Here is a 21,114-nt window from a genome sequence, read left to right on the forward strand (position 1 = left end):
CTCACTTCTCATAGTAATGCATAAATACTTCTTCAAGAGTCGGCTCTCCGATTAATAGATCCTGAACCGGCAGGGTATTCAATTTATCTAGAAGCGCCTTTATATCCCCGCTGTAAAGCAGCGTTATTTCATTTCCCTTTACTTCTTTCTTCACTACTCCTTCTATATGGAAGTCTATTGATTCTGATTGTTCAAATGTAATTGTGATATATTTCAAATTTTTCTTCGTAAGATTTTCAATCGTTTCTACTTTAACAAGTTCCCCTTCCTTAATAATGGCGACCCGATCACACATCTTTTGCACTTCAGAAAGAATATGGGAGGAGAAAAAGATCGTTGTCCCCTTCTCTCTTTCCTCTGCAAGAAGTTCAAAAAAGGTGTTTTGCATCAGCGGATCGAGTCCGCCTGTCGGTTCGTCCAAAATAAGAAGTTTTGGCTCATGCAACAGTGCCTGGATAATCCCAACCTTTTTTCGATTACCAAATGAAAGATCCTCAATTTTTCTATTAAGATCCAAGTCAAGCCTTTCCGCCAGTTCGGTCATTCTCTTCGAATTAAATTTTTTGTAAAAGCCAGCGGAGTATTTTAATAAGTCGACCACCTTCATATCATCATAACAATGGACTTCAGACGGCAAATAGCCCACGTTTTGTCTTATTTCTTTTGAGTCTTTGATGATATCCTTTCCGAAAATAGTCGCACTCCCGCTAGTCGGATAAATGAAATTTAACAGTGTTCGAATAGTTGTGCTCTTGCCTGCTCCGTTCGGACCGATAAATCCAAAAATTTCTCCTTCCTCAATGGAAAATGTAAGGTTTTTAATTCCCCGGTTCTTTTTATAAGTCTTGGTCAAATTCTTGATATCTACAACTTTCATACCTTTCCCTCCTTGGGCGGCTTTGCATTAATTGACTTATCAGTCAATCTGATTATATAATCCATTGACTCATAAGTCAACACATTTCAAAAAAGGCCGGCATGATTAAGCAATCTCTACGAAGAATAGGACAGCACTACAATGATGGAAGTGATCACACCTGCGATGTATTTTTTAGATAAAGCTATATGAACTGCTGATCAAAATCCTGAAGCATTCACCGTTTGGAGAGCAGCAGCATCCGTATGTCCAAGTTTTATAGTTGCACCAGAACTAAAAGAAGCAGCCTGTATGCTGCTTCTTTTTTGCATAACTGTACTTTCTGGCTGAATAAGATGGCAGTAAGCCATCTTTTTGTCAGCTCACGGTTGGATGAGCATTGCTGAGGAGGAAAAGCATGTTAGACTACGTATTTCCTAAGTTATCATCTGATCAAATGATTTCGATCATCAGAAATGGACTTCCAAAAACTAAAATTCCTAAGAAGATCATCATCGTTGGCGCAGGTATGGCAGGACTAGTCGCGGCCTCTTTGCTTAAACAAGCTGGACACGATGTCACAATCCTTGAAGCTTCTGAAAGGGTGGGAGGACGGGTCTATACGTTGCGGGCCAACTTTCGGGATGGGCAGTATCTTGAAGCGGGTGCGATGCGTATCCCTCATACTCATTTATTAACTTTGGAATATATAAAAAAATTCCGTCTCCCGGTTAACCGTTTTATCAACACGACTCCTAACGACATTATCTATGTTAGAGGAATCAAAACTCGTTTAAAGATATATGAAAGAAACCCTGACATTTTGGGCTTTCCGGTAGCCCCGCATGAAAGGGGGAAAACCGCTACGGAGCTGCTTCAATTAGCAATAAAACCCGTGACTGATTTTATCAACCAAAACCCGCGAAGAAATTGGCCTTTGGTCATAAAAGAATTGGATAAATATTCGATGGACGCTTATTTGAGATACAACCCGTTTGGAGTCAGATTATCTCCGGGTGCCATCGATATGATCAAAGTACTTCTTTCACTGGAAGGATTAGTGGAGCTTTCTTTCCTGGAGCTGTTACGTGAACTAATGATCTTGTTTACCCCTAATATTCGCTTCTATGAAATTACGGGCGGCAACGACCAACTTCCTAAAGCATTTGTCCCTCAATTGAAAGAGAATATCATGTTCGGACAAAAAGTGAGAAAAATTGTCCAGCACAACAACCAGGTAACCATTCATTCTGTCCATACAAAAATCTTGGAGCCATTTCAAATCACCGGTGATCTTGCAATTGTGACCATTCCATTTTCCGTCTTACAATTTGTCGAGATTGAACCATATGACTCTTTTTCTTATAACAAATGGAAGGCGATTCGGGAACTTCACTATGCTGGCTCTACGAAGACCGGCATCCAATTTAAAAGTCGGTTTTGGGAAAAGGAAGGCATGTATGGCGGGAAAACTGTTTCGGATCTTCCTATTACGTATACTCAATACCCGAGCCATGACCTCGGTACAACAGGATCGGGCGTTATTTTGGCTAGTTATACATGGGAGGATGATGCTATACCTTGGGACAGTTTGGACAGTGAATTTCGCTTGGAATATGCATTAAAAAACTTGGCCGCCATCCATGGTAAACAGGTATATCGTGAGTTTGAAACAGGAGTGAGCCACAGCTGGGTTCGATATCCGTATTCTGCTGGAGCTTTCACGATGTTTAAACCAGAACAGGCAACAGAACTATCTCCTTATATTTCCACTCCCGAAGGAAGAGTTCATTTTGCTGGCGAACATACCTCCACTACCCACGGTTGGATCCAAGGTGCAATCGAGTCCGGAATACGTGTTGCATATGAAGTCAATGACTTACCAAAAACTTTCTTTCAGTCCTAACTTCCCCATAAAAAAGCGGGGAATGTAGAAGAAACATTCCCCTCCAATTCTTGATCACTATGAAGGAAATCGAGTTCCATATGCACTACAAATTATCTTTACTAATTTAAGAATAATTTCCCTCCTTAGGTAAATGATCACCTGGTTGCAGAATTGGCCCCTCGATATCCACAGTATGCGCATATTTCAATCCAATTCCCGTATTAAGAACGACAACTCTTTCTCCCTTGCGAATCCATCCCCTCTCGCGCAGACGACGTGCAGCTACAAACGCAGCAGCCCCTTCCGGACAAATAAAAGCCCCCTCGAGACGAGCAACGTTTCGCTGCTCATTAATGATGGCATCGTCTTCTACAGCAATCGCGCACCCATCTGTCTTATATAGAGCATCTAATACGAGGAAGTCCCCCAAAGCTTTCGGCACATTAATCCCGAAAGCAACAGTCGAAGAGTTTGGCCAGAATTCCGATACCTGTTTCTTTTCGTTCCAGGCTTTTACAATTGGAGCACAATTTTGCGCCTGTACAGCCACCAGCCTTGGCATCTTTCCTTGTACCCATCCAAGAGCCTGCAATTCTTTCAGTGCCTTATAAATTCCTATTAGCCCGACACCTCCTCCGGTCGGATATAAAATTACATCAGGGAGTTCCCAGGAGAATTGCTCCGCTATCTCCAATCCCATCGTTTTCTTGCCCTCAATACGGTAAGGCTCTTTGAGCGTGGAGGCGTCATACATATTTCGCTCCTGGATTGCTTTGCTGACTATGGCTCCCGCATCGCTGATTAAACCGTTTACCAAGTAAAGATTGGCTCCAGCGATAGCGCATTCGTTCCTTGTAATCGCAGGAGCGTCCACTGGCATGACAACAGTCGCCTGAATTCCTGCCCTAGCTGCATAAAGCGACCATGCTGCTCCTGCATTTCCATTCGTCGGCATAGCCAACTTTTTGACTCCCAGTTCTTTTGCTTTTGATATGCCAACAGCTGCTCCTCTCGCTTTAAATGTGCCTGTCGGAATTATCCCTTCGTCCTTCATATATAACTGCTCGATATCCATGTCTTTACCAAGTCGAGGCATAGGAACAAGCGGAGTCATGCCTTCCCCTAAAGAAACGATATACTCAGAACTTTCTACGGGTAATAATTCGTGGTACCGCCATATGTTAGGCTCCCTGTTTGCAATAATTTCAGGCGTTAAGTCTTCACGTAATTCGTCAAGCTTGTATGCAACAAGCAGAGGCGAACCGCACTCGCATAGCTGATGCTTTTCATTTGTGCCATATGTTTGTTTACACTTCGGACAGTACAAATGGGATACATAACTGAATGGCATAATACACTTTCTCCTTATGTTAATTTGCTGCAAACCTACTTTTTTTCAAGAATAAACATCCATCCAAGGAACGAGTGCTGAGGATTCATTGCTTTCACCTTTCCTAAAAACGGAAAATCTTCCGGGGTTACAGATAATTTTGCCAGTGGTTTCACTTTGTGTTCACATACCCATTCATCTTTAATACCGCCTTGTTTGAAATTGTAAGGCTATTAAGGTTTTATCTTTATCTCATATTCTAATTTCAGAATTGAATAATTCGCCATATCCCGAAACTTTCCTTTAATAAAACCCGTGGTGCTGGTTGAACTTTATTGTTCAACTAGTACCACGGGTTTTTTCTATTATGGAGTTAATTTTAAATCAGCCCAATGCGGGTGTGTCTCAAGTCTACGTTCCATATCACGGAACGCTTTGAGTGAACGGCTTAGCTTACTGTAAGCGTCGCCGCCTTCACTCCAACCTTGGTAGCCAATCATTCCATTATAACCTATCTTTTTTAACTGCCCGAGTAACGCAAAATTATCTAACTCCCCGACGTCCAAAGGCTCGATTGTTGCCACTCCCCCAAAACCATGTGGATCGCGGCGGCTGCCAGAAATGTTCACTTGTTTCAAGTAAGGGGATACCGCTCTAAGCGTAGCTGATAGATTTGTTCCATCGACTGCGTACCAATGGTAGCCACAAAATACAATGCCGAGATTAGGATGATTGAGACGCTTGCAAAGTCTTACTGCATCTTCATGGCGTTCAACCCAGAATGATAGGTGTGTGTAAAGTAAAATATTAATGTTTCTTCGTTCAGCAATCTTCAGTGCTTTTTCCAGCCACTTCACTGCGATGTCGTCCCCTTTAGGGTCTGAAGGGCGTATATGATGTCCGACAGATTGAATCGCCAGCTCGACCGTGGAGCACCCCTCCATGATCTCCATCATTTTTAAAATGCCCGTATTTCTTGGATGGTCCTCACCTAATGAAAGGTCTAATACAACATACACGCCAGCGACGTCCAGGCCATATTTCTCCTTAACGTTTTTGAGCTTCTCTACATCTCTCCACCGTTCTCCGTGCCAGACGGATAAATGGGTCGCATCATACCCGATCTCTTTTAACATTTCACACCGAGTCTCAAAGCTATAAATGCCCATCGAGTTATAGAAAGCAAAATCCATTGCATAAAATGGGTAACCCATATTTTCAATTTCTCCTTTCCAGTGAACGGTTCATTGCAGCGATTTCAACGCTTCAGCAATCTCTGTATCCCCTGACATTAAATCGAATGCTTTTTTATACGTATTTGGTTCATCAAGTGATTGAACGATTGTTCTTGCTACATCTTCACGTGGAATGCTCCCACCATTTAAGTTTTCTGCTATAGTAACCAACCCAGTACCTTTTTCATTACGAAGATATCCAGGACGAATAATCGTATAATTTAAACCGCTATTCATTAACATACGGTCAGCATAATGTTTGGCGACATAATAAGGTTTGAGGTTTTCAGGCCAGTTCTCACGGTTGTGGGCTTGGAACGAGCTCACCATGACAAATCGTTTAATTCCGACTTTTTCTGCAGCTTCCATTGCTTTTACAGCACCGTCTAAATCGACAAGCAATGTTTTATCTGCTCCTGTGTGTCCACCTGAACCAGCGGAGAATACGATCGCGTCACAACCTTTGGCTGCTTCGGCAATTTCATCGACAGTACCTTCAAGATCAGCGAGTACCGCTTCAATTCCTTTTTTCTGAAAAGCCTCCAATTGCTCTTGTTTTCGAACCATCGCACGAACGGTGTGTCGTTCATGCGCATGAAGCATGTTCACCACTTGTTGACCTACTTGTCCGTTGGCGCCAATGACCAAAACTTTCATCCATATCCTTCCTTTCTGCTTAAAGGTTATCAACCAATGGATTGTCTCTCATCATGATAAAGCCGGAAAATGTGGAAGCACAAATTCACCTAATTCTTCGATCACTTCTTCTACTGGGCGTTGGCCATATTTTAAGTTGATGATGACATGGTTCACACCTGCATCTTGTAAAGCTTCAAGAAATTCGATAAGGAAAACGCGCCCCGTACGGAATCCAAGATGAATCGGTATTGGTACATGATATGGGTCTTCCGCTAAATCAACATAAAGCGATTGGGTAAATGGCTTAAATTCCTCTGTTAACGAACGCCAATTCTCAATTAATGCTCTTTGAAATTTGAGTGCACGTGGATAGTAAATCCAGCCATCACTATGTTCAGCAATCCATTCTGGAGACTGTCCACTGTGACCTGTCACCATTAATGGTATGTCTGACAATTTTGGTTTTGGCAAAAGATCTCCACTTGTCATATGCACTCGTAAAGAGTCAATGGCAGGAAAATGCTCGCGCCATACTTTTCTCATAACAGACACTGATTCTCGGAATAATTCGCTCCGATCTTCTGGATTCACAGAGAATGCTGGAAACTCGATTGGACGGTCACCTGTTGCGACACCGAGAATAAGTCTTTCACCAGATAATCTGTCTAAAGAAGCCGCAGCTTTTGCGACATGAAGAGGATGGCGCAACGTTAAAATAATACTTCCCGTTCCTAAGGCAATCTTTTCTGTGTTGGCAGCAACATACCCTAAATACGTAAACGGATCATATATTTGTCCGACATCCCCGAAATTAGGATCGCGTAACGGTACATCTCTCACAAATAATGAAGCGAAATTGAGTTCTTCTGCTCGTTTTGCTAACTTCATTTGCTTTTCTATATTCATCTCAGGGACGTCACCCATATACGATTCAATCGGAAAGAATAATCCCACAGTCAGTTTGTTTTCTTGATACATGCGTGAATACCCTTTGTGATTTTTGAATTTTTCCATTTTAACATCTACCTTCCAATTGTTTTTTAATCTTGTTTTATCTAGAAAAGCCTACCTGCTATTCAAACATAAAGTAAATATCTTAAAGATGATTCAGTATGATGTTTTGTAATTACTCTTTGTATGATAGCCAATAAAAATCCCCTAGATTTCATTGATTCATATGGTTAGAAATTGAAATTCATTTATGTCGAGTTGTTGAAAACTGAATTACATTACTCATCACAACACTTATTATTCCTGACAAGATAACTATATATTTTAAGAAAAGCGTGCGTGCATACATGAGGATGTCATCCCATATCTGTCAAATAGTGTAGTTATCTATACCGTTTTAAGATGCCACAGTGACAGTTGAAACATCCATTTTTATCACTTCGTCAATAATCGCACTGCCAAGACAAACATCATTGTCATAAAATACCGCTACTTGTCCTGGAGTAACAGCTTTAACTGGTTTTTCAAATTCCACAAAAGCCGTTCCATTCGGACGAATATGAATGGTCACCTTCTGATCTTCTTGACGGTATCTAAATTTAGCTGTACATGCAAATGTACGTGGACGAACATCTCCATTAATAAAGCTAATGTTCGATGCAATAAGACCGGTAGAAAACAGAGCAGGATGATTCTTACCTTGAGCGACAAGTAAAACATTGTTTTCTAAATCTTTATCGACGACATACCAAGGTTCACCTGTTCCTTTTCCACCGATTCCAAGTCCTTTTCGTTGGCCAATTGTGTAATACATTAACCCATCATGAGTACCTAGCACTTCCCCATCGAGTGAACGAATTTCTCCGGGCTGCGCCGGTAAATAATTCTTTAAAAAGCTTTTGAAATTTCTTTCTCCAATAAAACAGATTCCAGTACTATCTTTTTTATTGGCGGTAATAAGGTTCAATTCTTTAGCGATTTTTCGTACCTCATCCTTCGTTAATTCTCCTAGTGGAAATAGAACTTTAGACAAATGGTCTGCCGTTAACTGGCTAAGAAAATAAGTTTGATCTTTATTGGAATCTTTTCCACGTAGTAAGGTGATTTGTCCATTTTCTCTGTTGATTCTTGCGTAATGACCAGTCGCGATATAATCCGCATCTAGTGAAAGGGCGTAATCAACGAACGCTTTAAACTTAATTTCTGTATTACATAAAACATCTGGATTAGGTGTTCGCCCTCGCTTCAGCTCATCCATAAAGTACGTAAATACACGATCCCAATATTCTTTTTCAAAGTTCACGCTATAGTAAGGAATCCCGAGTTGATTGGCAACTCTCTTAACATCTTCGTAATCTTCCGTTGCTGTACATACACCATCATCATTGGTATCATCCCAGTTTTTCATAAATACACCGATGACGTCGTACCCTTCTTTTTTAAGAAGGTAAGCAGCCACAGAGGAATCCACTCCACCAGACATTCCGACGACAACTCGTTTTTTCTTCAAACTTATTCACCTCTTTAAACTGAAATATTTTTTGTTACAGTTATACCTAAAAAAAAATTTATGGTGCACAACTAACACAAAGTATTAGCTGTGCTTTTGTTTCAGGCATGAAAAAAAACTAACTATTATTGATTTCATCAATGATATCTTTGATCGTCACACCTTTTAAATAGTTTAAAAAGTGTTCTTCCGCATTGTGACAAATGCGAATGAGTATACCTGATAGATGTTTGCCTATTGGGCAATTCTCATTGGAATCAGGGCATTTCGGTACAAGCGTTTCCTCACTAGTGATTTTAAATATTTTGTCTAACGTAATATGTTCAGGTCGATCGTTTAAAGAGAATCCGCCTTTTGCCCCTTCTTTGGAAGTAATAATATTTTCTTTCCTTAATATGCTCAAAATTTTCCTTAACCTTACTGGGTGGACAGAAACACTTTGAGCGATGTCTTCACTGGTCACTCGCTGGTTTTGCTTTTTGGCTAGATAAGCAACGCAGTGAACGGCAATCGAAAAATCGCTGTTCATAATAAACCTTCCTCCTAAATGTAATAATAATTGTTACAGTTTATATTGTCAACTCGTAAATAACTTCTTTTGGTCTACCGTGGATGGTCACGATTGTCTCATCGTAATCATTGTCAATATCTAGAGATACTTTCATTCTGCCGGCTTCCTTTACATTCGTTTTTTCTATTTAAATTGTATTCGCTATGTTAACTGTTGTCTTCATGATAAAGGTGAAAGGTTGTTTTTCAATCCCATCCGGCAAAAATCGTCCTTTTAAATGCATGCGATACCGAAAAAATTATTTATTCAAAAAGAAAATTGCTTGCAAAGAGAAGATAAGAGAAACGGGGCTTAGGCCTAGTCTTTTATTATGAAGGTAGGACAAAGAAGAAATACATGGGAAGAACGATGCTTCGTCCACACCAAGAAGATGGGCGCTATACCGAACCTACAGTGAAACTGGATGATCTGGTTCCAAAGAATCACCTAGTAAGAAACTGGACGCGGCGATTGATTTTTCTTTTATTTACGACATAGCGAAAAATCTCTATCCTGGAATCGTATTCGGTAAATAAAAAACAAGGGATTCCTCTTATATAGAATTCCTTGTCTCTAAAGCCTTTTCCTATTTTCAGTGCCGATGGTGAGAGTCGAACCCACACTCCTCGAACAACAAAAAACACCAATGGTGCAAATTCTGCCGTAAAATGGAATTATTTTAATCGGATTTCAATATATAATCAACAGCTTCTCGCAGTAAACTTGTAAAATCATTAGGGAAAAAGTGGCCCAATCCCTCTTTAACAATCAATTTACATTGGCTTCATTAAGGGTAGAAAGAGCTTTCTCAATCTCTCCCTGAACTGAATAAACGCAGGCTTTCCAAAAATTTGTTTTTTCTAATCTTTCAGGAAATTCTATTTGTGCTTTATTTAGTGAATGTAGCTCATCAAAATTCCCTTTTTCAAATAAACTAAACAGTTGTTTTTATAGTTCTACAAATTTTGTTTCCAACACAATCCCCCTTAACCTTTTCCATAATTATACCATTTTATTTGAGTATTTTGAAAAAAATATTCTAAATATTAAATGTTTTAGCGATAAATACCCCTTATATTTTCAGAGTGATGTTATTTGAATAAAATATAATACCTAATTGTTGAGCAGGAGTTAGCCTCTTCTTTCTCTGTGTCTTCATTACGAAACAAAAATTATAGTAAGATCATAGTATGGTAACAGCAATCTGAGCATACTTTCGACTAAAATTACATAGGCATAATTTTTGCCTTCACCTCTTATAGTTACAAGTCAGCCCCGCTAGCCAACCATGAAGTGAGCTTCGCCATAGATGATGGAAGTTCATTCCTTCTTCCCTGAAGTTGAATAAGATCATAATTAAATTAATTTTTTCACAAATAAAACTCTATCTTGATTTGGTCCATCATAATCAGTATATACAGAAACTCCGTCCATTTCTTTATCTCCATTTTTTTCGATTTCAAATCCCATTTTCGTATGAAATGCAATGGACACTTTGTTCACTGGTGAAGTTACACAACGGACGATATTCCGACCATTCTTTTTAACAATATTAAAAAATTCATTGTAAAGTCGTTTTCCAATACCGTGTTTCCTATAATCCGGATGAACCCCAACAAAGTGTATATATGCTTCTTCTGGATATGTTTGAGATAGAAAACCTATCAAAAATCCAATGATTTTTCCATCTTTTTCGGCAATGAAACTTGTATTTTTAAAATGGTCGAAGAATAATTTTGGTAACTTATCAGACATTTGTCTTCCGCCCCACCACTCATTGATTAGTGGAGAGATGACATAGTAGTCTGACCCTTTCACTGAACGGATTTCCATCTTAATCCCCCCTGAATTATGTAAAAATCTATTGAAACTAATAATATCATAAGGAAAAATTTAGTATTATACCTTCTTCAACTAAAAGTGTATTGTCCAATATGAGTTATAGCAACAACAATCAAAGAAAAGATTATTGCTAATATTACATCGTGTCTTGTAGTTGTTTTGGCTGTCGGCATCCAGTTAATCCTGCTTGTTAAGCTAACAAGTCTTGCGACAACAAAAAAGACAATAAAATAGCTGAAAAATGGACCAATCATAAAATCACCCTAACCAATTTTCTTTATTGTACCATTCTTCTCAAACTAACCTGCCCGCAGCCAACCATGAAGTAAACTTCACCACAGATGATGGAAGGTAATTCGTTCTTCCATGAGAAACAACCATGCCGCATCTATGCGGCCACCATCAGAAGATTTTCAGGATAGTTGAGAACACTTGAAACTAATTCACAAAATAAGCCATTAAGATTAAGTCATAATAAGTCTGTTCATCTATCTTAATCGCTTTTGTTTTCAGACCTTCTTCCACAAATCCAAAATTTCTGTATAAATGAAGGGCGCTCGTATTGTCAGCAACTACTTCAAGACAAACCTTCTCAATTGAAGGATTTTCCTTTGCCCAGTCTAATAAAACAGTTAACAATGCTTTACCTACCCCTTGATTTCTGAAATCTTTTTTAACGATCATACCAAAAGAGCCTTGATGTTTTATCCGTTGCCTATGTCCATTATAAAAATCTAAAAATCCGATAATTTCTTCATTATACTCAGCTAAAATAGCTAATTTTCCATTGTCATCCAACATTTGCTGCAACAATTGTTTTTGCTGTTCACTTGTCACCATGAACCTCTCCCACCTACACTCCGTTAAGAGGTGGGAGTTTCTTACCATCTCCATCGAAGAAGCTTCTGCGTAGAAGAAGGCCGTCTCCTTCTACTCGATGAATTCATCGGAAGTCTTCCCGATGGGTCCAGTAAGCAACATCGGCATCACACCGATGGGGCGGTCCAACCCTTCTACTACTTCTTGCTTACGCAATCCGTAGATACGTTAGCTTCGTTTGTACGTCCCAATGAACAAAGGTACCATGCAGCGCCTTGCTTAAGATATTTCTTGCGCCGTGAACATCACGATGTTCCTCATACCCACACCGGCACACAAACAGTCGGGAAGATACTTTTTTTCTCTTTTGGCAGACAGGACATGTCTGACTCGTATATGACTCCTCGATTTCATGCAAGCGAATGCCATGTTGGGCCAGCTTATAAGCGAGATACTGCTTCACTTTCCCGAATGACCAATTCGAGAGTTTTTGCGCTTGTTTACGGCTTGCCCGCTTTTTCTTTCTTGTGTTTCGCTGCACTCCTTCAACGTTTCCGATATACACATCGGAGACGGACTGCTTCAAACACCAGTCGACAAACTGTTTGGTCGTTTTATGAAGCGCATCCCGCAACTGTCTTTCGGATTTGGATAACACGTATTGTTTCGCCCGCTCATACTTTTTCCATCGACGCGATCCTTTTTGACATTTCGATTGACGACGCTGGATCTCCGCCAGTTTTTTATTCCGCAGCCGATGAAGGGAGCGTATTTTTCTTCCGGTGATGAGGAGGGCTTGGCCGTTTTCGCAAAACGCACCTATGGTATGCACTTCCCCAAGATCGACTCCGACGGAGGAACCCGGTTTGTACGCTTTTGCCTTTTGTCCATCTTCATACGTCACGGCCAAATAAAGACCTTGATCCCAGCAGCATTCGATTTCTTTGATCGTTCCCTTGGGCAGATGCGACGCATACACAACGATTGGCTTTTCCCGTTTTCCGTGATGAATGCCCATCGACAGTTCGATTTTTCCGTTTTTGTAAACCTTGAAACCGTCTTTCGCCCATTTCGTTGGGAAGTACTTCTTTTTCTTGTAGGGGTAGCGAGCAGCATGTCCTTGTTGGATCGCGTGGTGAGCAGATTGTCTAGCGAAGAGATATTTGTGGCAGACGGCTTGAATCGATTGGCTGTGAAGATGGAATCGCCCTTTCGTTTGTTTTTGCAGCTCGCTTTTCGAGATCGAGCGGCCGTGTGGAAGGAAATGCTCTTTGGCCAATCGGAGGCACTCATTCCAGACACGAGCCGACTCCCGGTTGCAGGCCCGAAGCCGCTCGAGGTCCGCCTTCGATGCCCGGAAGGCCACTTTTTGCCCACGAAGCATGGTGGATCCTCCTTTCACCAAATCATGGATAAGAATAGTATAGCACATATGTTCTGTTTTTGGGAGAAAAAACAACCGATTCATCTCCCACCTACACTCTGTTTAGAGGTGGGAGACTTCTCGGTAAATATGTTAAAGTTGCTTTTTTATCCTTGTTGAACCAACGATGAAGTGAACTTCATTGCAGATGATGCAAGGTAATTCGTTCTTCCATGGGAGTTGAAGAAGACAAAGTTCCTATACATAAAAAAAAGCCAGCATTATTTGCTGACTTAAAATTTTAATTTCACTTGTCTTGGTACTACGATAGTTTAACGTTAGAAGCTGCCATGACCATGATGATAGCCATGACCAGGATAATACCAACCATGACCATGATGATAGCCGTGACCAGGATAATAACCGCCGTGACCATGATGGTAGCCATGACTAGGATAATAACCACCGTGACCATGATGATAGCCGTAACCAGGATAATAACCGCCATGACCATGATGATAGCCATGACCAGGATAATACCCACTGTGACCATGATGATAACCATAACCAGGATAGCCACCGTAATCTCCAATGAATTGTCTTTCCATTTTGTATCTCCTCCTTAACTGTTTTAAAATAGTGTATGCACCCATATTCAAAGAGGTATAGATTCTTGCCCATTATGACGCTTGCGGAATTGCTGTTTTGATTATGGTTATCTAATGTGTCACAGGAAAATAGCCACTTCTTCAACTAGCCTGCCTCGTAGCCAACCATGAAGCAAGTTTCATTACAGATGATGGAAGTTGATTCGTTCTTCCATGAGAGATAATCATGCCACATAATTGCGCCACCATCTGAAGGATGAAAATATTGATTTTCAGGATGGTTCAAGAAAAGAAGCGATTTCTTAATTTAAAAGCAGAATAAATAAAAAAGCCTCTTTGGGAAGTAAGAGACTAATCAAGGTCTTTTCTTTTCAGAATGAGGCATTTTCGTAATTACAATTGGGCTATTCTAAAACCATTCCTCATGCATTCCTTTTAAAAACGTTCTTGTAATTGGAAATCCGGAACTCTCCCCTATAACAGAATCAATTCCACAATAAGGACAAACGGCTGTGTCTTCATCATCCCACCACTCCGTAATTTCAGTAGGACTAAAAATTTCCAAACAATAAAAGCAACCACATATCGTATCCTTTTCTAAATCTTTTCTATTATGACTGCTAAAACGGTGTGCTTCTTTAAAGTGTTTTTCCATCACTATATCCCTTCCCTATGCCTGTATTGTATTTTTTCGCTTGGATTATCCTTTCCTTTATTAAACTAAACTGCCTATTAGCCAACCATGAAGCGAGCTTCATCACAGATAATGGAAGTTAACTCGTTCTTCCATAGGAAACAATCATACCATATAGTTGCGACATCATCAGAAGGATGAAAATATTAATTTTTAGGATAGTAAAAGAAACTTAAGTCAAATCTCTTCCCCATAAACTATTTAACAAAAACATATAAAACGTGAACATTATAGAAACGATTATAAAAATCATCGGTATTGATTTGAATTTTTCGACCTTTCTAAAGGTCACAATAAAAATGATAATCGCAAAGAATGTAACAATATAAAATACAGAGAATAAACCGTACTTCGTAAAAGGGCCTAAGAACAAACTAAGAACTGAAAATTGAACAAGAAAGGCCAAAATGGAAATAGAAACCCACTTAAGATTACCCCTAATTTTAATAATGCTTATGATGGATAAAATAGTTGAACTTAAAATTAGTAACGTAAGAAGCCATTCATATAGGAAAAACAAAGATTCATTATAAACTGCAAATAAATAACCAACAACGGAAAGAGGTATGATCGCAAGCAGTAAAAGGGCGTTTATTTTTATATATTTAATTTCTCCCAACCTTCTCCCCCCTCTTATGTATAACCATATTTTAACATATAACCGTTAGAAATTCCATATTTTACAAACAGACCTGTTAGTCAACTATGAAGCGAGCTTCGCCAAAGGTAATGGAGGTTCATTCGTTCTTCCATAGAAGTGAAACAAATTAACCTTTGCTTGGAACTTTACTCGAAACAAGACGTGCAATTCCAATTAATAAACAAGCTACACTAATTGCCCATAAAACACCTGAGATCCCTATCCTCAATGATGCATTTTCCGAACCCATAAAATCATTATGTTCAAAAGTGTTTATCGCTTCTAAAAGTTTGTAACCCGTAAAAGAAAAGAAAACAACATGTCCAATGAACCAGCCGAATGCTTCTTTGCTGAATTTGTATTTAAGCCAAAGAGCAATGAAAGAAATTAATTCAATCCCCATCACTATTGCAAATCCCCAATTCAACATTCCGTACACTTCGGCTTCTAAATACATTTCTCTACCTGGTTACTAACATCTATAAAAATCGACTCATCGCGATGGAACCAGCAAAACTGCTTGCCGCTCGGATTCTCACCGAGTTCCATCAGGAAGGGAATTTCCCTTGTCATTCACCTGCTGTGAAAGACATCCCGTGGCTCGCTGTTAGCGACGGCATCTGTCGTGCACCATTCCTTCCATCGGTCAGTACACGACAACGATTTTAGTAACCAGGTCTACACCTCCTTCAGTTGAATTTGATATTGGTACAGCCAGCAGAATTGGTGCAAGATATTCCATAACGACCATTCATGCTCTTGTTTGAAATTCTCGATTTTGCGTAACATCATCGCGATATATTGGCATTGTTTCTTGCCGCTTTTCGATTGCTTGTAGGATTCTTCCATCGACCCTAACGCCGCAATCAAATGGCGCTTCACTTTCGTTTTTATGATGTGAATGAGTTCTTTTGGCAATCGTTCCTGATACCCTAATCCCCGTCTGCCAATCACCAACGCGGCACTTTCATGGACGGATAAACCGTATGTTTTCATGTATTTGAAACGTCCGATGACGCTGGTATACGCCGGATTCACTTTTTTAATACGAAAGCCGAGCCTTAAGCCCCGACGAATGATGGTGTCAGTCAGCTTTTTCTTTTTGAAATGGTGGGTGAAACGATTGAATCGTTTGTCCGTATCGTGCCGCTGTCTTAGTTGAATGTTTTCGATGACCACTGCGCCCACGTTTTCTTGAAGCAGCCAGTCATACGGTTTCTCCAACAATGTTGTTTCGCTTATTCGCTCTTACGTGTTTGATTTCGACGGTATATGGTTGATATTCGATGATCGGCTTGCCTTTTGCATTCACTCCGACTGGTTCTCCCATGATGAGATCAATGATTTCCTCTTCATATTTTTCAGGAACCAACACAGGCAACCTCAAGCGGGGAGCGCGTTTCCCTTCTTGTTGTCCAAGTGGATTGGCGATTTCTACATAACATTGGTACGTCTTGTCGTCATAGGTGAGGCGAATATTCAAATTCCCTTTTTTGCTTTTATCACCTCTTGCGTACAACTGATTCGAGCGTAATTCTTTCCATTCTTCGTTCGTGATGTTTCCTTTCAAGCGCTTATAAAAGTTTTGTTTTCCACCAAAAATCACACGTGGAATTGTCCCTTGGTCGAGATGGTGCTTTAGCTCATTTTCTTTGGATTTCAGTTTTTCTAATTGTCGCTGTAATCCGGCTAAACATGTTGGAAGATCGACTTTTTTCGGTGTTTTTCTTCCATGTTTTGCGTAAGAGCCAATTTTGCGTGTCGGTTACAGACGCTTCGCATCCTATTATAGTTTCGTGCTTTTTCATTAATTCTTTGATTGTGAACAATACTGTCCTTAGCACCCATACACGCTTCGCTGCACCACAGATGATGGGAGTTTTATGTTCCTTCATGGGAATCGAGGAAGGACTAATTACTGATTACTAACAAAAGCCAGCCAGATGCACGGCACCCGTTAGTTTAGGGGTAACCTACTGTGGAAGGTGTGTAAGTTTAAAGAAACTAGGGTCTGGTTTCATCCATTTTATTCCTTTTTCTGATTGAAAATAAATTTCTTTGTCGTTTTCATAAAGAACTTTTATTTTTATATTCCCAAAGTCAATGACACTTGTTTTTTCACGGGGTAATGCTTCTTCATTCCAATCAATAGCATTATTAATAAAACCAATAATTTCCTCTATTTTAATTTTATCCTTTATTTCAGAACATTTTTCGTCAGTTGGACTTTGATAGACGCAAATACTTTCTGGAACATGATCAATCCAAGTTGTTGAGTTATATATTGGGGTTTTGTCGAAGATGACCTCTGTTTGATCTTCAAGTGGATTGTAACCGGCTGAAATCCACAACACACCGTCAAATCCTTCTTTTCTCCAACGAGAATCAAATCCTGCCCAATCATTTTCTGCATCTTCATCATTAAGCACTGTGTTCATATGCTCCATTTTCCAACCATGCTTGGGCAGTTCCTTTACATAGAAATCATATATATCTTTCCAATAATCGCCTTCGATCACATACTCATGGTCAGTCGGTTCCAATCCATCGAATAAAGGAATGTCTTCGTGTTGTTCGGGAATAATGGACATCCCATCATAAGTATCATCAGTGATTTTTTGATATGCAAACCAGCCCATAGCAATCAAAAACACAATAAATCCAAAAATTAGACGATTTATTTTTTTCATTTAATCCTCCCCTAAAATGTTACATTTTTACGATATCTCCATTTTCCTTAAACATTCTCCCACTCCTTTAACTAAAACCCTTACATTTTATTTTACCAATCCATCAAGATTATTACATAAATTTCTAACATGCCTCGATGATCCTCACCTCCAACAAAAGTTTTGGGGAATGGAGGGAAACCATGGGAAACTCGGTGTTAACGACAACGATATTAAATCGATTACTGCGTTATTCCATTATTTTTAACCTAAAGGGCGAAAGCTATCGATTATGGGAAAAGAGGCTCCAACAAGAAAAACAGAAGGATCAATGAGGTCCTTCTGGGGAATTGCAATTCTCTTTGATTGGATCTAAATTGCAACCGACCAAGCGAGGCGTTAAAACAATTGAGCATGAAATTCGTTTTGGAGAATATACGTTGTTTGTTCGTGTTGGGCCGTGTTCATGGAATTAAGGTTGTAAAAGGTGAAGAAAAGATATTGAATGCCACTCTTTCTGATGAAACTAAATCTTATATAAAACAAAAACATCAACAGTGAAAGCCCTTGTCTTTCGTAAAAAAATAATAGAGCCGATAATGGCTCTTTTTTATAAATATTTCCTACTACCACCGCTTACAAATGAACCACTCATTACAATACTTTCTCCATATCCAGCATTGGGGAGAATCCAATCCTTTCATAGATTCTTCTGCCCTGTGAACTTGCCCATAGTCGAGCCCTTCTTGCTCCTCGCTCTTTTAGCCAAGAACAGACTTCTTCCACCAATTGAGAAGCCAAGCCTTTTTTTCGGTGATTGTTAATTGTATAAACACCAATTACCCAACCAAAAGGAGTTTGCTCTTCACTTAGAGGAGTGGCATACTCCATTCTAATAAGCCCCCCTGCACATGCCACAATATTTCCTTTCTCATCAACCGCAACCCTGAACCTTAGATTGTTCTCCTCGCTCTCCTTAAGAAATAAGTTTCTAACTTCGTTAACACGTTCAATGTTTGGTATAGGTATACCATCCTTTTCCCCCATCTCACATGCCATTTTAAACCAATATTCTGCAAGTAACGGGAGTTCATTTTTTGTTGCCCATCTTGTTATATACATCACATATCCCACCTGTACATTCTTATTTTACTTAAATATTCAATATTCTTTCTTTTAATCCTCCCTCTTCAGCCAGACTGCCCATTAGTTGAATAACCTCCTCAAATATATTAACATCAAATTCCACTTTTGTTCATAAAAGCGGATTGTCATTTCCGATAAGTTTTTCACTCTGTTGTCTAATTGAAAATCATCGTACAATTTTCTTGTCCACACGATTAAGCTTTTGCTTTAGTACGTTAAAAAACAAAAAAGCCAATGCTCTGTATCGTACAAAGCATTGGCTTTAAAGGCTTTTCGTTATGTATGGTGCCGATGGTGGGAGTCGAACCCACACGGGGGGCTACCCCACACGATTTTGAGTCGTGCGCGTCTGCCAATTCCGCCACATCGGCGTAAAACACATATTTGATTATACAATAGCAACAATAGAAAGTCAACAACTTATTTCATGCCGAGGGCCGGACTCGAACCGGCACGGTAGTTACCTACCCCAGGATTTTAAGTCCTGTGCGTCTGCCAATTCCGCCACCCCGGCGCCACACCAATGGAGGCGGCACCCGGATTCGAACCGGGGATAAAGGTTTTGCAGACCTCTGCCTTACCACTTGGCTATGCCGCCACAAAGAGCGGAAGACGGGACTCGAACCCGCGACCCCCACCTTGGCAAGGTGGTGTTCTACCACTGAACTACTTCCGCATTATGGCTGGGGTAGCTGGATTCGAACCAACGCATCACGGAGTCAAAGTCCGTTGCCTTACCGCTTGGCTATACCCCAACAGTAGAAGGAAAGGGCGACTAGTGGGAATCGAACCCACGCATGCCAGAGCCACAATCTGGTGCGTTAACCACTTCGCCATAGTCGCCACAAAATGTTTATTCTTTTATGGCAGGGGCAGTAGGAATCGAACCCACACCGGAGGTTTTGGAGACCTCTGTTCTACCATTAAACTATGCCCCTAAGTGTAAATGGAGGGGGACGGATTCGAACCGCCGAACCCAAAGGGAGCGGATTTACAGTCCGCCGCGTTTAGCCACTTCGCTACCCCTCCATAATGGATGGTGCCGACTGCAGGACTTGAACCCGCAACCTACTGATTACGATTCAGTTGCTCTACCAATTGAGCTAAGTCGGCATATATATCAGAGCCAATCCACATCCAAAATAACACGCAACAGATTCACAGATGTTTAGCTCGTTTCTACTATTGTGATAAGAGTAAGTGGTGGCTCGGGACGGAATCGAACCGCCGACACAAGGATTTTCAGTCCTTTGCTCTACCGACTGAGCTACCGAGCCATATACATTTTTGAAATTAAATATTGTAAATGGCGGTCCCGACGGGACTCGAACCCGCGATCTCCTGCGTGACAGGCAGGCATGTTAACCACTACACTACGGGACCTATATAGATTGCGGGGGCAGGATTTGAACCTGCGACCTTCGGGTTATGAGCCCGACGAGCTACCGGACTGCTCCACCCCGCGACGATAGAAAGAATGATTGATTTAGAGAACTTTAATTAATTTGGTGGTGGAGGATGACGGGATCGAACCGCCGACCCCTTGCTTGTAAGGCAAGTGCTCTCCCAGCTGAGCTAATCCTCCAGCAAAAAGAAAGTGACCCGTACGGGATTCGAACCCGTGTTACCGCCGTGAAAGGGCGGTGTCTTAACCACTTGACCAACGGGCCGTGTGTAGTTAAGTAGTGGCGGAGAGCAAGGGATTCGAACCCTTGAGACGCTATTCGCGCCTACACGATTTCCAATCGTGCTCCTTCGACCACTCGGACAGCTCTCCAAGATGGCTCCGCAGGCAGGATTCGAACCTGCGACCAATCGGTTAACAGCCGATTGCTCTACCACTGAGCTACTGCGGAATAAGATAAAGATTAAGCTATACCCACTTTTATTTTACATTGCCTCTTCCTCTTCTAGCAAATCCAAAGATGCTTGATGCGTCGAGGCAACTCGCAGCGGATTCATGGAAGCATAAGCTCGTTGCTCCCCACTGAGCTACTGCGGAATAATTTGGACAAGTATTATTATAATGATCGATACTGTTGTGTCAAGATTTTTTTATTTCATTCCTTCAAAACTAGATAACCGTTTGGTTGGAAGAAGCTAGTCGCCTGCGCTTTTCGTGGTTAAGTCCTCGATCGATTAGTATCCGTCAGCTGCACGTGTCGCCACGCTTCCACCTCGGACCTATCGACCTCGTCATCTTCGAGGGATCTTACTCGCTTAACGCGATGGGAAATCTCATCTTGAGGGGGGCTTCACGCTTAGATGCTTTCAGCGCTTATCCCTTCCGCACATAGCTACCCAGCGGTGCCCCTGGCGGGACAACTGGTACACCAGCGGTGCGTCCATCCCGGTCCTCTCGTACTAAGGACAG

The 21,114-nt window shown here is 40.8% G+C and carries 19 protein-coding genes, 16 tRNA genes, 1 rRNA gene and 1 pseudogene; 2 read left to right on the forward strand and 35 right to left on the reverse strand.

Annotation, left to right across the window (positions count from 1 at the left end):
- Nucleotide 1: 1 nt before the first annotated feature.
- On the reverse strand, nucleotides 2-877 hold the full coding sequence (locus AC1WMD_RS18010) for an ABC transporter ATP-binding protein (protein ID WP_494258146.1): 876 nt from the start codon (nucleotides 875-877) through the stop codon (nucleotides 2-4).
- 397 nt (nucleotides 878-1,274) lie between these two features.
- On the opposite strand from AC1WMD_RS18010, the gene AC1WMD_RS18015 reads away from it, so the two are divergent.
- A complete protein-coding gene (locus AC1WMD_RS18015) occupies nucleotides 1,275-2,762 on the forward strand; it encodes a flavin monoamine oxidase family protein (RefSeq protein ID WP_494258147.1) in 1,488 nt (495 codons plus the stop codon).
- A 106-nt stretch (nucleotides 2,763-2,868) separates the two neighbouring features.
- Here AC1WMD_RS18015 and AC1WMD_RS18020 read toward each other — a convergent pair whose 3' ends face one another.
- The 16 genes from AC1WMD_RS18020 to AC1WMD_RS18095 all read right to left on the reverse strand — a co-directional run bounded on the left by AC1WMD_RS18020 (nucleotide 2,869) and on the right by AC1WMD_RS18095 (nucleotide 17,615).
- The gene (locus tag AC1WMD_RS18020) at nucleotides 2,869-4,095 is read right to left on the reverse strand and encodes a threonine synthase (RefSeq protein WP_494258148.1); all 1,227 of its coding nucleotides are present in this window, start codon (nucleotides 4,093-4,095) and stop codon (nucleotides 2,869-2,871) included.
- 344 nt (nucleotides 4,096-4,439) lie between these two features.
- Nucleotides 4,440-5,288 carry a sugar phosphate isomerase/epimerase family protein gene (locus tag AC1WMD_RS18025; protein ID WP_043905868.1) on the reverse strand — a complete coding sequence of 283 codons (849 nt, stop codon included), beginning with the start codon at nucleotides 5,286-5,288 and terminating at the stop codon, nucleotides 4,440-4,442.
- 30 nt (nucleotides 5,289-5,318) lie between these two features.
- The gene (locus tag AC1WMD_RS18030; RefSeq protein ID WP_043905869.1) at nucleotides 5,319-5,966 is read right to left on the reverse strand and encodes an SDR family oxidoreductase; all 648 of its coding nucleotides are present in this window, start codon (nucleotides 5,964-5,966) and stop codon (nucleotides 5,319-5,321) included.
- Nucleotides 5,967-6,017: 51 nt separating this feature from the next.
- Nucleotides 6,018-6,962 (reverse strand): LLM class oxidoreductase, encoded by a 945-nt coding sequence (locus AC1WMD_RS18035; protein ID WP_494258149.1) that lies wholly within the window; start codon nucleotides 6,960-6,962, stop codon nucleotides 6,018-6,020.
- 334 nt (nucleotides 6,963-7,296) lie between these two features.
- The gene (gene mnmA / locus AC1WMD_RS18040; RefSeq protein ID WP_088124203.1) at nucleotides 7,297-8,409 is read right to left on the reverse strand and encodes a tRNA 2-thiouridine(34) synthase MnmA; all 1,113 of its coding nucleotides are present in this window, start codon (nucleotides 8,407-8,409) and stop codon (nucleotides 7,297-7,299) included.
- A 118-nt stretch (nucleotides 8,410-8,527) separates the two neighbouring features.
- Complete coding sequence (locus AC1WMD_RS18045) at nucleotides 8,528-8,938, reverse strand: RrF2 family transcriptional regulator (protein ID WP_043905871.1); 411 nt, start codon at nucleotides 8,936-8,938, stop codon at nucleotides 8,528-8,530.
- 1,377 nt (nucleotides 8,939-10,315) lie between these two features.
- Complete coding sequence (locus AC1WMD_RS18050; protein WP_494258150.1) at nucleotides 10,316-10,792, reverse strand: GNAT family N-acetyltransferase; 477 nt, start codon at nucleotides 10,790-10,792, stop codon at nucleotides 10,316-10,318.
- 447 nt (nucleotides 10,793-11,239) lie between these two features.
- Complete coding sequence (locus AC1WMD_RS18055; RefSeq protein ID WP_494258151.1) at nucleotides 11,240-11,695, reverse strand: GNAT family N-acetyltransferase; 456 nt, start codon at nucleotides 11,693-11,695, stop codon at nucleotides 11,240-11,242.
- 133 nt (nucleotides 11,696-11,828) lie between these two features.
- A complete protein-coding gene (locus AC1WMD_RS18060; RefSeq protein WP_494258152.1) occupies nucleotides 11,829-13,004 on the reverse strand; it encodes an RNA-guided endonuclease InsQ/TnpB family protein in 1,176 nt (391 codons plus the stop codon).
- A gap of 317 nt (nucleotides 13,005-13,321) precedes the next feature.
- Nucleotides 13,322-13,591, reverse strand: coding sequence for a hypothetical protein (locus AC1WMD_RS18065; RefSeq protein ID WP_494258153.1), 270 nt, complete (start codon nucleotides 13,589-13,591; stop codon nucleotides 13,322-13,324).
- 409 nt (nucleotides 13,592-14,000) lie between these two features.
- Nucleotides 14,001-14,246, reverse strand: a complete 246-nt coding sequence (locus AC1WMD_RS18070) for a hypothetical protein (protein WP_043905875.1) — start codon at nucleotides 14,244-14,246, stop codon at nucleotides 14,001-14,003.
- Between the two features lie 211 nt (nucleotides 14,247-14,457).
- Nucleotides 14,458-14,904, reverse strand: coding sequence for a hypothetical protein (locus tag AC1WMD_RS18075; RefSeq protein ID WP_043905876.1), 447 nt, complete (start codon nucleotides 14,902-14,904; stop codon nucleotides 14,458-14,460).
- A 148-nt stretch (nucleotides 14,905-15,052) separates the two neighbouring features.
- Nucleotides 15,053-15,382: a hypothetical protein gene (locus AC1WMD_RS18080; protein ID WP_043905877.1), complete on the reverse strand. Its 330-nt coding sequence runs from the start codon at nucleotides 15,380-15,382 to the stop codon at nucleotides 15,053-15,055.
- 221 nt (nucleotides 15,383-15,603) lie between these two features.
- Nucleotides 15,604-16,149 (reverse strand): IS200/IS605 family accessory protein TnpB-related protein, encoded by a 546-nt coding sequence (locus tag AC1WMD_RS18085; RefSeq protein ID WP_494258154.1) that lies wholly within the window; start codon nucleotides 16,147-16,149, stop codon nucleotides 15,604-15,606.
- Nucleotides 16,133-16,531 carry an SSO2105 N-terminal domain-containing protein gene (locus tag AC1WMD_RS18090; RefSeq protein WP_494258155.1) on the reverse strand — a complete coding sequence of 133 codons (399 nt, stop codon included), beginning with the start codon at nucleotides 16,529-16,531 and terminating at the stop codon, nucleotides 16,133-16,135. The genes AC1WMD_RS18085 and AC1WMD_RS18090 overlap by 17 nt, the downstream gene beginning before the upstream one ends.
- A gap of 367 nt (nucleotides 16,532-16,898) precedes the next feature.
- The gene (locus AC1WMD_RS18095; RefSeq protein ID WP_494258156.1) at nucleotides 16,899-17,615 is read right to left on the reverse strand and encodes a hypothetical protein; all 717 of its coding nucleotides are present in this window, start codon (nucleotides 17,613-17,615) and stop codon (nucleotides 16,899-16,901) included.
- Nucleotides 17,616-17,749: 134 nt separating this feature from the next.
- Here AC1WMD_RS18095 and AC1WMD_RS18100 point away from each other — a divergent pair.
- Nucleotides 17,750-17,929 (forward strand): annotated as a pseudogene (locus AC1WMD_RS18100) (ATP-binding protein); the annotation flags it as partial.
- Between the two features lie 319 nt (nucleotides 17,930-18,248).
- On the opposite strand, the gene AC1WMD_RS18105 reads toward AC1WMD_RS18100, so the two are convergent.
- The 18 genes from AC1WMD_RS18105 to AC1WMD_RS18190 all read right to left on the reverse strand — a co-directional run.
- Entirely contained in the window at nucleotides 18,249-18,716 is a 468-nt protein-coding gene (locus AC1WMD_RS18105; protein ID WP_494258157.1) for a GNAT family N-acetyltransferase, read from the reverse strand.
- Between the two features lie 307 nt (nucleotides 18,717-19,023).
- Nucleotides 19,024-19,111, reverse strand: a tRNA-Leu gene (locus AC1WMD_RS18110).
- A 57-nt stretch (nucleotides 19,112-19,168) separates the two neighbouring features.
- Nucleotides 19,169-19,254 (reverse strand) — tRNA-Leu (locus AC1WMD_RS18115).
- Between the two features lie 10 nt (nucleotides 19,255-19,264).
- Nucleotides 19,265-19,338: transfer RNA gene (locus AC1WMD_RS18120), tRNA-Cys, on the reverse strand.
- Nucleotides 19,339-19,344: 6 nt separating this feature from the next.
- A tRNA-Gly gene (locus tag AC1WMD_RS18125) sits at nucleotides 19,345-19,416 on the reverse strand.
- A gap of 4 nt (nucleotides 19,417-19,420) precedes the next feature.
- Nucleotides 19,421-19,495, reverse strand: a tRNA-Gln gene (locus AC1WMD_RS18130).
- Nucleotides 19,496-19,510: 15 nt separating this feature from the next.
- Nucleotides 19,511-19,583, reverse strand: a tRNA-His gene (locus tag AC1WMD_RS18135).
- A gap of 21 nt (nucleotides 19,584-19,604) precedes the next feature.
- Nucleotides 19,605-19,678: transfer RNA gene (locus tag AC1WMD_RS18140), tRNA-Trp, on the reverse strand.
- Between the two features lie 9 nt (nucleotides 19,679-19,687).
- Nucleotides 19,688-19,769 (reverse strand) — tRNA-Tyr (locus tag AC1WMD_RS18145).
- An 8-nt stretch (nucleotides 19,770-19,777) separates the two neighbouring features.
- Nucleotides 19,778-19,853, reverse strand: a tRNA-Thr gene (locus AC1WMD_RS18150).
- 88 nt (nucleotides 19,854-19,941) lie between these two features.
- A tRNA-Phe gene (locus AC1WMD_RS18155) sits at nucleotides 19,942-20,017 on the reverse strand.
- Nucleotides 20,018-20,047: 30 nt separating this feature from the next.
- A tRNA-Asp gene (locus AC1WMD_RS18160) sits at nucleotides 20,048-20,123 on the reverse strand.
- Between the two features lie 8 nt (nucleotides 20,124-20,131).
- Nucleotides 20,132-20,205 (reverse strand) — tRNA-Met (locus tag AC1WMD_RS18165).
- Nucleotides 20,206-20,249: 44 nt separating this feature from the next.
- Nucleotides 20,250-20,325, reverse strand: a tRNA-Val gene (locus tag AC1WMD_RS18170).
- Nucleotides 20,326-20,338: 13 nt separating this feature from the next.
- Nucleotides 20,339-20,410: transfer RNA gene (locus tag AC1WMD_RS18175), tRNA-Glu, on the reverse strand.
- Nucleotides 20,411-20,426: 16 nt separating this feature from the next.
- Nucleotides 20,427-20,517 (reverse strand) — tRNA-Ser (locus AC1WMD_RS18180).
- A gap of 4 nt (nucleotides 20,518-20,521) precedes the next feature.
- Nucleotides 20,522-20,596, reverse strand: a tRNA-Asn gene (locus AC1WMD_RS18185).
- A 263-nt stretch (nucleotides 20,597-20,859) separates the two neighbouring features.
- Nucleotides 20,860-21,114 (reverse strand): 23S ribosomal RNA (locus AC1WMD_RS18190); the annotation flags it as partial.

Source organism: Parageobacillus sp. NEAU-HV-2, assembly GCF_059115485.1.